This is a genomic window from Streptomyces sp. NPDC127117, assembly GCF_042677325.1.
GTDB lineage: Bacteria > Actinomycetota > Actinomycetes > Streptomycetales > Streptomycetaceae > Streptomyces.
Genome location: NZ_JBHXTM010000018.1, coordinates 144,656 through 155,236, shown reverse-complemented (window position 1 = coordinate 155,236; position 10,581 = coordinate 144,656). Strand labels below are relative to the sequence as shown.

Annotated in this window: 10 protein-coding genes and 1 pseudogene; 8 read left to right on the top strand and 3 right to left on the bottom strand. The window is 68.5% G+C overall.

What is annotated here, in order from left to right; all coding sequences use genetic code 11:
• Together ACFVH0_RS18300 and ACFVH0_RS18295 are read left to right on the top strand one after the other, a co-directional pair.
• Positions 1-2,274, top strand: a pseudogene (locus tag ACFVH0_RS18300) (hypothetical protein); the annotation flags it as partial.
• A gap of 32 nt (positions 2,275-2,306) precedes the next feature.
• Positions 2,307-2,618: a hypothetical protein gene (locus ACFVH0_RS18295; protein WP_385821319.1), complete on the top strand. Its 312-nt coding sequence runs from the start codon at positions 2,307-2,309 to the stop codon at positions 2,616-2,618.
• A gap of 106 nt (positions 2,619-2,724) precedes the next feature.
• Here ACFVH0_RS18295 and ACFVH0_RS18290 read toward each other — a convergent pair whose 3' ends face one another.
• Positions 2,725-3,732: an SEC-C metal-binding domain-containing protein gene (locus tag ACFVH0_RS18290; RefSeq protein WP_385821317.1), complete on the bottom strand. Its 1,008-nt coding sequence runs from the start codon at positions 3,730-3,732 to the stop codon at positions 2,725-2,727.
• A gap of 86 nt (positions 3,733-3,818) precedes the next feature.
• On the opposite strand from ACFVH0_RS18290, the gene ACFVH0_RS18285 reads away from it, so the two are divergent.
• The 6 genes from ACFVH0_RS18285 to ACFVH0_RS18260 all read left to right on the top strand — a co-directional run bounded on the left by ACFVH0_RS18285 (position 3,819) and on the right by ACFVH0_RS18260 (position 8,772).
• Positions 3,819-4,607, top strand: coding sequence for a class E sortase (locus ACFVH0_RS18285; RefSeq protein ID WP_385821315.1), 789 nt, complete (start codon positions 3,819-3,821; stop codon positions 4,605-4,607).
• A 55-nt stretch (positions 4,608-4,662) separates the two neighbouring features.
• The gene (locus ACFVH0_RS18280; protein ID WP_385821330.1) at positions 4,663-4,821 is read left to right on the top strand and encodes a DUF3311 domain-containing protein; all 159 of its coding nucleotides are present in this window, start codon (positions 4,663-4,665) and stop codon (positions 4,819-4,821) included.
• On the top strand, positions 4,818-6,353 hold the full coding sequence (locus ACFVH0_RS18275; RefSeq protein ID WP_385821313.1) for a sodium:solute symporter: 1,536 nt from the start codon (positions 4,818-4,820) through the stop codon (positions 6,351-6,353). Before ACFVH0_RS18280 ends, ACFVH0_RS18275 begins: the two co-directional genes overlap by 4 nt.
• Positions 6,354-6,551: 198 nt before the next feature.
• Positions 6,552-6,884, top strand: coding sequence for a DUF6412 domain-containing protein (locus ACFVH0_RS18270; RefSeq protein ID WP_385821311.1), 333 nt, complete (start codon positions 6,552-6,554; stop codon positions 6,882-6,884).
• A gap of 119 nt (positions 6,885-7,003) precedes the next feature.
• Entirely contained in the window at positions 7,004-7,774 is a 771-nt protein-coding gene (locus tag ACFVH0_RS18265) for a YidC/Oxa1 family membrane protein insertase (protein WP_385821309.1), read from the top strand.
• Between the two features lie 137 nt (positions 7,775-7,911).
• Positions 7,912-8,772: a fumarylacetoacetate hydrolase family protein gene (locus ACFVH0_RS18260; RefSeq protein ID WP_385821308.1), complete on the top strand. Its 861-nt coding sequence runs from the start codon at positions 7,912-7,914 to the stop codon at positions 8,770-8,772.
• 146 nt (positions 8,773-8,918) lie between these two features.
• Here ACFVH0_RS18260 and ACFVH0_RS18255 read toward each other — a convergent pair whose 3' ends face one another.
• Both ACFVH0_RS18255 and ACFVH0_RS18250 read right to left on the bottom strand, forming a co-directional pair.
• Positions 8,919-9,398 (bottom strand): heme-degrading domain-containing protein, encoded by a 480-nt coding sequence (locus tag ACFVH0_RS18255; RefSeq protein ID WP_385821306.1) that lies wholly within the window; start codon positions 9,396-9,398, stop codon positions 8,919-8,921.
• Positions 9,395-10,537, bottom strand: coding sequence for a Gfo/Idh/MocA family oxidoreductase (locus ACFVH0_RS18250; protein WP_385821328.1), 1,143 nt, complete (start codon positions 10,535-10,537; stop codon positions 9,395-9,397). The genes ACFVH0_RS18255 and ACFVH0_RS18250 overlap by 4 nt, the downstream gene beginning before the upstream one ends.
• Between the last annotated feature and the right edge of the window lie 44 nt (positions 10,538-10,581).

Here is a 10,581-nt window from a genome sequence, read left to right as displayed (position 1 = left end):
GCGAAGTGGGCCAAGGACAAGCTGATGGGCATGCCGAAGGAGGCCGACGACCTCTTCCAGGAGGCCCGCAAGCTCTACGTCGCGAAGATGCAGACGGTCATCTCTTCCGTCGCCGACATCATCGGTGCCGAGCTCGGGCGTGCGAAGGCCCGCATAGCCAAGGGGCGGGCGGAGCTGAAGGCGGAGGTCGGCAAGCTCCCCGCCGATCTGCGTCAGTTCGGCCAGGAAGCCGCCACCGACTTCGCGGGGAAGTTCGACGACCTGGAAGCCACGGTCAACGAGAAGTCCGAGCAGCTCGTCCAGGACCTCGCACAGAAGTACACGGCGGCGCTGAACAAGGTCGACGAGGAGATCAAGAAGCTCCAGGAGGCCAACAAGGGCCTGGTCGACAAGGCGAAGGACGCGATCGTCGGCGTCATCAAGACGATCAACGAGCTGAAGAACCTCCTCCTCGGCATCCTCGCCAAGGCCGCCTCCGCCATCATGAAGATCATCAAGGACCCCATCGGGTTCCTGGGCAACCTCGTCAAGGCCGTGGGTGCCGGGCTTCAGCTCTTCGTCACCAACATCGCCCAGCACCTCAGGACCGGTGTCGTGTCCTGGCTGCTCGGCACCGCCGTCAAGGCCGGTCTCGAACTTCCGCAGCGGTTCGACCTCAGGGGCATCATCCAGCTCATCGGATCCCTCCTCGGCCTGACCTGGGACAACATCCGCGCCCGCATCACCCGCAAGGGCATCCCCGACCAGGCCATGACCGCCGTCGAGTCCTCCGTCCCCGTCGCGAAGAAACTCGCCGCCGAGGGCCCCGCCGGCGCCGTCAAGGAAATCGAGTCCGAGGCCGGCGACCTCAAGGCCACCATCCTCGAAAAACTCACCAGCTACCTGATCCCCACCGTCATCATCGCCGGGATCACCTGGATCATCTCCCTCCTCAACCCCGCCTCCGCGTTCGTCCGCGCGGTCAAGGGGATCATCGACATCGTCACGTTCATCGTGAACCAGGGCGCCCAGATCGTCGAATTCGTCAACGCCGTACTCGACGCGGTCATCGCCATCGCCAACGGCGGCTCGGCAGGCGTCCCAAAAATGGTCGAAACCGCCCTCGCCGCCAGCGTCCCCCTCCTCATCGGCTTCCTCGCCTCACTCCTCGGCATCGGCTCCCTCGCCAACAAAGTCAAATCCGTCTTCCACGCCGTCGCCAGACCCGTAAACCGCGCCATCGACAAAATCGTCAACTTCATCGCCAAAAAAGGCAAAGCCCTCTGGGACAAGCTCAAAGGGAAGGACAAGGGGAAGAACAGCTCTTCGCGGAACGCCGACCCCGACCACGACAAGAAGGTGGCAGCAGGTCTCGCGGCGATTGACGTCGAGGAGCAGAAGTATCTGAAGGACGGGAAAATTTCGCCTGACGACGCCAAAAAGGTGGCGCGCAAGGTGAAGAATGAACATTCTATATTCAAGTCGATCACGGTGATCGACGGCGGTGGGACCTGGGATTATTCGTACGTTGCGAGCAAGGGGAGGAAGAAAGGCGAAGAGAAGGGGGAGCGGAAGTCCTGGGAACTTGCTCCGGGTGGATTGCGTAGCCATGAGGGAAAGACGATTCTCACCAGCACCGGAAAAGAGAAGACGGTTCATCTGTACACCCGACATGGCGGTAATGTGACAAATGCATTTCTTAAAGAACGGTTGGATGCCGAGATTCAATCGTTCTTGGACCTCCGCACTCAGAGGATCGAAGCTCAGGAAGCTGTGATCGAGGTCAACCGAGATCAATTGAATAAGTTGAACGAGAGCGAGTACCCTACGAAGCCCGCCAAGCAGGCGAAGCGTGCCCAGGACTACGAAAAGATTATGAAGGGCATCAGGGAAGCTCAGGAAAGAATCGTAGAACTCAGAGGCATGGATGCCAATGACAAGGCGGTCGTGAAGAAGGCCCTGGAGTCGTGGAGGAAGGGCCAGCTTCCTGTTGTGCGGGCTACCCGCTTCAAGAATGACGGGGTTCTTGAGAGATCTGTCATGCAGGCCCTGCGGGTGCGTCAGAGGGATATAGACAACAAGTTCTATGGGGCGGGTGATGGTCCGATACCTGCCGAGGATCAATTCAGATTCAAGGCGCCGTTATTTCGTAATATCGGCGTAGGTTACGAACTCAATGACAAGAATGAAGCCGTTCGAATGGATGTGTATCTGAGGAATATCTTTGTTGCCATTGTGGTAAGTAATGCAACCCAACGTCATTACATGGTGGAGACTGCCTTCCCTGAGCCCTAGTGCATCGCTGCAACGATATGCAAAGGTTGACCATGTCGAGCAATCCCGCACAGATTGTCGCAGAATTCTTGGGCCGGTTTTACTGCGAGGAGCCCAGTGACGAGGTGGCTGCCACTCGTGCCATGCGAAGCACTATAGGGAGATATGAATACCGCTGGCGGCTGGCTGAATCGTTTCTTTTTATTTTGGGTGACGATGTTCCTGGCGGCCTTCTTCAGTCTCTGGTGCGGGAAAAAGCGAACCGGTTCTGTCGAACTGATGGAGAGGCCAGGGAGTTCCTCAGAAAGGTTTATACGTCGAACACTCTCCACACAGCCATAGACCCGGATGATCTGGGCGGATGACGATGGCATCGAGACTTCTCGACGCAGGCCCGGCCGCCTGCGAGCGATGAAGTGAGTGGTGCGGGGCCTGCTCGTCCTGATCGGAGCAGCCCCGCACCGTCGTCGTTCAGTCCGCCCCGTGGCACTCCCGGTAAGCCCGCCCCGATCCGCACCAGCAGGCCGCGCTGCGGGCCGGGGGCCAGGGGGTTGCCCGGCCCCGGGCGGCGAGGGTGGTGGCGTACTGGGGGAGGAGGTCCGGGTCGGACGGGGAGGCGGCCTCCGAGGCGGCGAACGCCTCGTACGACGGGATCGTGCCGGTCACGATGCCGAGGTTCGGGGTGCCGGCCTGGTGGAGGTCGCGCAGGGCGGCCTCCAGGCGGGCCAGGTGCTCGGGGTGGGAGGGGTACTCCTCGCGCAGGTCCGGGTAGGCGGTGAGGAGTTCGGAGAGTTCGGCGGCCGGCCAGTGCAGCACCGCGACCGGGAACGGGCGGGACAGCGCGGTGCGGTACGTGCCCAACTCGGCGCGCAGGCGGGTGATCTCGGCCTGGAGCTCGCCAGGGTCGGAGGAGCCCAGCGACCACAGGCGCTTCGGGTCGTGGAGCTCGTCCAGCGGGACGGTCGCGGTGTGCAGGGTGTCGGCCAGCTCGTCCCAGGCGTCGTGGTCGACGCCCATCAGCCTGCGCACCCGGTGGCGGCCGAACAGCAGCGACTGGGTGGCGTACGGGACCTCCTCGCCCGGCGTCAGGAGCAGCGTCAGCGCGGTCGAGAAGTAGTCGTGGGCCGCTTCGAGTTCGTCGTGGGCTTCGAGGGTCTCGGCGGCGATCTCCCAGGGGCCCGGGTCGAGCGGGCCCGCGGCACGGATGCCTTCGATGATCGCGCGGGCCTCCGCCTCGTGGCCGTACTCCCACAGGTTGGCCGCGTTGAGGGCCTTGACCAGGTGCGGGTGGTCGAGATCGGGGTCGGTGGAGCCGAGGAGTTCGTCGTAGAGGGTGGTGGCGCGGGCGCGGTCGCCGGCGAGTTCCAGATGGGCCGCGGCCTGGAGGAGCAGCGGCTCACGGTCCTCGGGGTACCGCGCCGCGGCACGCAGCAGGCGCTCGGCTTCGGTGGTGTGGTCGGCAGGCGTGTCGGGGCGCATGAACCACACCGTACTGCTGTACGGCTCCGGGGCGGAGGGTTGTTCCAGGCCTGGAGAGTTACGGGCCGGGGGCCTATCGTGCGGCCGTGCGGGAGCGGATACCGGTGGTGGTGCAGCGGAACTCGCGGGGGCGCAGGGTCGTCGCGCGCGGGCTGTGGACGGGTGCCGAGTTGGTGGTGACCCTGGGCGTCGTCCTGTTGTTGCTCGTTGTTCATCAGCTGTGGTGGACCAACCGGCAGGCCCGTGCCGGAGCCGAGCACCAGGTGCGGGCCCTTCAGCGGGAGTGGGGGGAGGAGCCGGGGAGCGTGACGGCCGGCGGTGACCCCGAGGGTGATTCGGATAAAACGGGTAAATCAAACGATTCCGGTGCGCCCGGCGGGCGTTCGGGCGGGGGCGGTGCCGCCGCGCGCTCCGCGCCCCGCTGGGACCAGGCGTACGCCGTCATCCGCATCCCGCGCCTCGGGCTCGTCGCGCCCGTCGCCCAGGGCATCAGCAAGAGCGGCGTACTCGACAAGGGATACGTCGGGCACTACCCGCGCACCGCGCAGCCCGGCCGGCCCGGGAACTTCGCGCTCGCCGGGCACCGCAACACGCACGGCGAACCCTTCAGGTACATCAACCGGCTGCGGCGCGGGGACCGGATCGACATCGAGACCCGGGACGCCGTGTACACGTACACCGTCGGCCGGACGCTCGCGCGGACGAGCCCGCGCGACGGCGGTGTCATCGCCGCCGTCCCGCGCAGCAATGTGAAGCCCTACACCGGGTACACCGAGGCCGGTTCCTATGTGACGCTCACTACCTGCACGCCCGAATTCACCTCCCGGTACCGGCTTGTCGTCTGGGGAGAACTCATGGATGTCCGGTCGCGGTAGCGGCATCGCACTAAGGTTCCCTGACGTGCTCAGACGACGTCCGCAGTTGTTGTGGTTGCTGGTCCCCTACGTGCTCTACCTGGGGGTGCTGCCGCTCGTGAACCGGGTCCACCCGGTGATTCTCGGGCTGCCGTTCCTCTTCGTGTGGCTGCTCGGGGCGACCCTGCTGACCCCCGTCGCCGTATGGCTGGCCCGGCGGGGGGACCGCCGGTGAACGCCACCGTCGCGACCTCCGTCTTCGCGGTCTTCATGGTCGCCACCGTCGCCCTCGGGCTGCTCGCGACGCGCGGGCGGCGCAAGGGGAACGGCGAGGGCGGCGGGCTCGCCGAGTGGTCCGTGGGCGGACGCAGCCTCGGGACCGTCTTCATCTGGGTGCTGATGGCCGGCGAGGGCTACACCAGCTTCAGCTACCTGGGCGCCGCGGGCTGGGGCTACAACTACGGGGCGCCGGTGCTCTACGTGGTGGCGTACATGTCCTGCGGGTACGCCATCGGCTACGTCGTCGGCCCGATGCTCTGGGCGTACGCGCGCAAGCACGGGCTCGTCGGGATCACCGACATGGTGGCGCACCGCTTCGGACGGCCCTGGCTCGGCGCGCTCGTCGCCGTCCTCGCGACCGTCTTCCTGCTGCCGTACATCCAGCTCCAGATCACCGGCATGGGCGTGGTCGTCTCGACCATCTCCTACGGCGCCATCAGCCTGAACTGGGCCTACTTCATCGCCTTCGCCGTCACCACCGGCTTCGTCGTGGTGAGCGGGCTGCGCGGCAGCGCGTGGGTGTCGGTGCTCAAGGACGTCCTGGTGATCGCCACGCTCGGCTTCCTCGCCGTCTACGTACCGATGCACTACTTCGACGGCTACGGGCCCTTCCTCGACCGGATCGTCACCGAGAAGAGCGAGTGGCTGACCTTCCCCGGGCACGGGGACAGCGGACTCGGACAGGCATGGTTCATCACCACCTCGTTCCTCAACTCGCTCACCGTGGTGATCTTCCCGACGACCGTCGCGGGCTACCTCGGCGCGAAGAACGCCGATGTGCTGCGCCGCAACGCGATGCTGCTGCCCGCCTACAACGTGCTGCTCTTCGTACCGATGCTGCTCGGCATGGCGGCCCTCTTCGTGGTGCCGGGGCTCGTCGGCGCCGAGTCCAACCTGGCGCTCTTCAAGCTGGTCGTGGACTCGCTGCCGGCCTGGGCGGTCGGCGTCATCGGGGTGGCCGCGGCGCTGTCCTCGATCGTGCCGATGGCCGTCTTCATGCTGGTCATCGGCACGATGTGGGGGCGCAGTGTGCTCTCGCTCGTACCCCGCCTGGAGCGGCGGCAGAAGGGCGCCGCGCAGGCGGTCGTCGTGGTCGCGGGGAGCCTCGCCCTGCTGCTCACGTACACCGCCCCGAACACCCTGGTGCGGCTCTCCCTCATTTCGTACGAGGGAATGGCTCAGCTGCTCCCGATGGTGCTGCTGGGGCTGATGTGGCGGCGGCTGACCCTGCTCGGGGCGATGAGCGGCCTGGCCGTCGGCGTGGGTGTGGTGTGCGGGTTCGTGTTCACGGAGAACGACCCGGTGTGGGGCGTCAACGCGGGCATCGTGGCGCTCGGCGCCAACCTCGTCGTCGCGCTCGCCGTGACGTACGCGGGGCCGCGCGAGCGCGACGAGCGGCCGGACGACGAGGTCCTCGCACGGGACGAGATCCTGGCCCCGGAACGGGAGCCGGAACCGGACGGCGCTCCTGCGGGAACAGGCCACTGACCCTCGCGGGCGGACCGGTATGACGGTCGCGGGCGGACCGGTATGACGGTCGCGGGCGCACCGGTACGCCGGTCGGGGGCGGACCGGTAGGCCGGACCCATCGTGTATAACGGCTGGAGAGCATCAGGCGCGCGTGTGTACGAACGGCACGGGCGCGAGACCGGCCGACCGGCCGCGAAGAGGAAGAGGGGAGGGGCCGTGAACAGTGACGCGAGTCGTCTGCGCGGTGGCCTCGCCCGGCTGCTCCGCCCCGCCGGACTGCTGCTCTTCCTCATCACCGAGGTCCTCCTCGCCGAGGGCGGCAGCCTCTCCGCCGCGGTCGCGCTCGCCGCGACCGCCGCCGCCGGCTCCGCGCTCGCCGTCGCCTCCGTCATCAGCGCCCGCTGCGCCGCCCCGGTGCCCCGCACCCGGGTCCGCACCGCCATCCGCGACCGGGAGAAACGCACCGCGTTCCTGCCGCAGCGCGATCCCGACGCCAAGGGGCGCAGGCGCCCCCGAGCCCCCGGCCGTGCCCTCCCGACGGCCGCGTAGGGGCTCGCAGCAGTAACAGCCACTCCCCAGCAGGCGCCACTCATGGGCGCCCCGCGCGGTCCGTCATGCCGAGTCCGTACTCACTCCCGGCACGACGAGACCCCCCGGAGGGCTCACCCATGTCCGTCTTCATGTCCGCATTCGCCGGCCTGGTCGGTGCGCTGGCCGATCTGTTGCACCCGCTCTTCCAGACCGCGTCCACCGCTGCCGCCATCGTGCTGTTCACCGCACTCGTACGGCTCGCCGTGCACCCCCTGTCGCGGGCCGCGGCGCGGGGACAGAAGGCCCGCACCAGGCTCCAGCCGCAGATCGCCGAGTTGCGCAAGAAGCACGGAAAGAACCCCGAGCGCATGCAGAAGGCGCTCATGGAACTGCACAAGGAGGAGAAGGTCTCGCCGCTCTCCGGCTGCCTGCCCAGCCTGTTGCAGATGCCCGCCTTCTTCCTGCTCTACCACCTCTTCTCCAGCCAGAAGATCGGCGACGAGCCCAACGAGCTCCTCGGCCACCAGCTCTTCGACGCCCCGCTCGGCGAGCGCTGGCACGACGCGCTCTCGCACGGCGGGCCGTTCGGGGCGCAGGGACTGGTCTACCTCGGCCTGTTCGCGATCGTCGCCGCCGTGGCCACGTTCAACTTCCGGCGTACGAAGCGGCAGATGGCCGCCAACCCCGTCGCCCCGACCACCGGCCCCGACGGGCAGCCGGTGCCCGGCATGGGCGCGATGACGAAGCTGATGCCGCTGATGTCCTTCGCCACCCTGTTCACCGTGTCCGTCGTGCCGCTCGCCGCCGCGCTGTACGTCGTCACCAGCACCACCTGGACCGCGATCGAGCGCGCCGTTCTCTACCGCGACATGCCGGCCGCCGGGGCCACCGTGGCCACCGCGGCGTGACCCCGGGGCCCCGGGGCCCCGGTCCAGTGTGTGAACAGGGTCTTGCGGAGTGATCGGAGGTCTTGGACGATCGGACAAGCCTGCGATGGCCGCCACCCATCCGACGGGCCCGATCTCGACCAAGGGGAGATAGACCGTTGAAGCTGCTTCGTGTGGGTACGGCAGGCGCGGAACGACCGGCGCTGCTGGACGGGAACGGAACCCTGCGCGACCTGTCGGGAATCGTCACCGACATCGACAGTGCCCTGCTCGCGGACGAGTCGGCGCTCGCCCGGGTACGGGCCGCCGCGGCCGCGCCCGGCGAGCTGCCCGAGCTCGACGCCGAGGGGCTGCGGGTCGGGCCGCCGCTCGCCCGCATCGGCAAGATCGTGTGCATCGGGCTGAACTACCACGACCACGCCACCGAGACGGGCGCGGCGATACCCACCGAGCCGATCCTGTTCTTCAAGGCGCCGGACACCGTCGTCGGGCCCGACGACACGGTGCTGGTGCCGCGCGGCAGCGTCAAGACCGACTGGGAGGTCGAGCTCGCGGTCGTCATCGGGCGCACCGCCCGCTACCTGGAATCCGCCGAGGAGGGGCTCGCCCACGTCGCCGGGTACGCGACCGCGCACGATGTCTCCGAGCGCGAGTTCCAGATCGAGCGCGGCGGCACCTGGGACAAGGGCAAGAACTGCGAGACGTTCAACCCGCTGGGTCCGTGGCTGGTGACGGCGGACGAGGTCGCCGACCCGCAGGCGCTGTCGCTGAGGCTCTGGGTCAACGGCGAGCTGAAGCAGGACGGCACGACGGCCGACCAGATCTTCCCGGTGGGCGAGATCGTCCGGTACCTGAGCCACTTCATGACGCTCTACCCGGGCGATGTGATCAACACCGGGACGCCGGCCGGGGTCGCCCTCGGCCGGCCCGAGCCCAAGCCGTATCTGCGGGCCGGGGACGTCGTCGAGCTGGAGATCGCCGGGCTGGGACGGCAGCGCCAGGAGCTCAAGGACGCGTAACGGGTGCGGCCCGCTCGGGGCGGGGCGACCGCCCGCCCCGAGCGGCACCGGCCCCTCCTCACGAGGTTGTGCGTCGAGTCGCGAGGCCGTGCGGCTGGTCACGAGGTTGTGCGTCGAGTCACCAGGTCGTACGGCTGGTCACGAGGTCATCCGTCGAGCGTGGTCGCGAACCGTTCCAGCGCCGCGACCACCATGGCGTGGTCCTCCGCCTGGGGCAGCCCCGAGACCGTGACCGAGCCGATGACGCCCGCGCCCTCGACCGCGATGGGGAACGAACCGCCGTGCGCGGCATAGACGTCCGGGTCCAGGCGCGAGGAGTCCTCGAAGGTCGTCCCCTTCGCCCGGAACCGCGTTCCGACCAGGTACGAGCTCTCGCCGTACCGCTCCACGACCTTGCGCTTGCGGTCGATCCAGGCGTCGTTGTCCGCACTCGAACCCGGCAGCGCGGCGTGGAACAGCTGCTGTGCGCCGCGCCGGATGTCGATCGCGACCGGGGCGTGCCGTTCCCGGGCCATCGAGACGAGCAGGGCGCCGAGCGCGTACGCGTCGTCGTAGCCGAAGTGCGGCAGTGTCAGCCGGCGCTCCTGGGCGATGAGCTCGGGGACGGTCGGAGCGGTGTGGGTCATACGGGCTGCTCCTCGGTATCGGGGGAGTCGGCTGAGTCGGTGGCGGACGGGGCCGTAGCGGCGGGCAGTTTCACGGTGACGCCCTCGCGGGCCGAGCGGCGGGCCGCCTCCAGGACATCCAGAGCGGCCGCAGCCTGAAGGGCGGTCACCGGATTTTCACCCGTTCCGCGCAGTGCCGCGGCCACCGCCGCGTAGTACGCGGGGTAGTCGCCCGGCAGAGAGCGGACCGGGGTGCCGCCGCCCGTCGCCGGGGACTCGCCCGAGCCGATCCGGCCCCACAGCTCCTCGGGCTCCTCGCCCCACGGCCGGTCCGCCGCCGGACGCAGACCCGCGCGCAGGTCGGCCTCCTGCGGGTCGAGACCGTACTTCACATAGCCGGCACTCCGGCCGAGCACCCGGAAGCGCGGGCCGAGCTGGGCCGTCGTGGCACTGACGTACAGATGCGAGCGCACCCCGTTCACGTGGGTGATCGCGATGAACGTGTCGTCGTCGGCGGCGGCACCGGGGCGGCGTACGTCGGACTCCGCGTACACCAGCGCCGCCGGTCCGAACAGGGTGAGCGCCTGGTCGACGACATGGCTGCCCAGGTCGTACAGCAGCCCGCCGATCTCCTGCGGGTCGCCCGACTCGCGCCAGCCGCCCTTCGGCTGCGGGCGCCACCGCTCGAAGCGGGACTCGAAGCGCTGTACGTCGCCCAGCGCGCCGTCCGCGATCAGGCGGGCGAGAGTACGGAAGTCGTTGTCCCAGCGGCGGTTCTGGAAGACCGAGAGCAGCAGCCCGCGCTCCTCGGCCAGGGCCGCCAGCCCCCGCGCCCCGGCCGCCGTACCGGCCACCGGCTTGTCCACGACGACCGGCAGACCGGCCTCCAGCGCGGCGGTCGCGATCGGGACATGGGTCCTGTTCGGCGAGGCGATCACGATCAGGTCGAGCGGATCGAGCGCGTCGGAGCCGTCCACGCGCTCCCACAGCTCCTGCGGCGACGCGGCGAACCGTACTCCGGGGAACTCGGCGCGCGCCTGCGCCCGCCGCTCCTCGTTCGAGGTGACGATCGTGTCGAGGACGAGACCGTCGGTCGCGGCGATCAGCGGGGCGTGGAAGACGGAACCCGCCAGGCCGTAGCCGACGAGCCCGACACGCAGCGGGGCGCCGGACGGCCCGGGAGCGCCGCCCGGTCCAGGGGCCC

What these genes read in the sequence shown, in the direction of transcription:
- ACFVH0_RS18290 (WP_385821317.1), bottom strand. Translation starts at nt 3,732, where the DNA reads ATGCGCCCCGACACGCCTGCCGACCACACCACCGAAGCCGAGCGCCTG.
- ACFVH0_RS18265 (WP_385821309.1), top strand. Translation starts at nt 7,004, where the DNA reads ATGTCCGTCTTCATGTCCGCATTCGCCGGCCTGGTCGGTGCGCTGGCC.
- ACFVH0_RS18295 (WP_385821319.1), top strand. Translation starts at nt 2,307, where the DNA reads ATGTCGAGCAATCCCGCACAGATTGTCGCAGAATTCTTGGGCCGGTTT.
- ACFVH0_RS18255 (WP_385821306.1), bottom strand. Translation starts at nt 9,398, where the DNA reads ATGACCCACACCGCTCCGACCGTCCCCGAGCTCATCGCCCAGGAGCGC.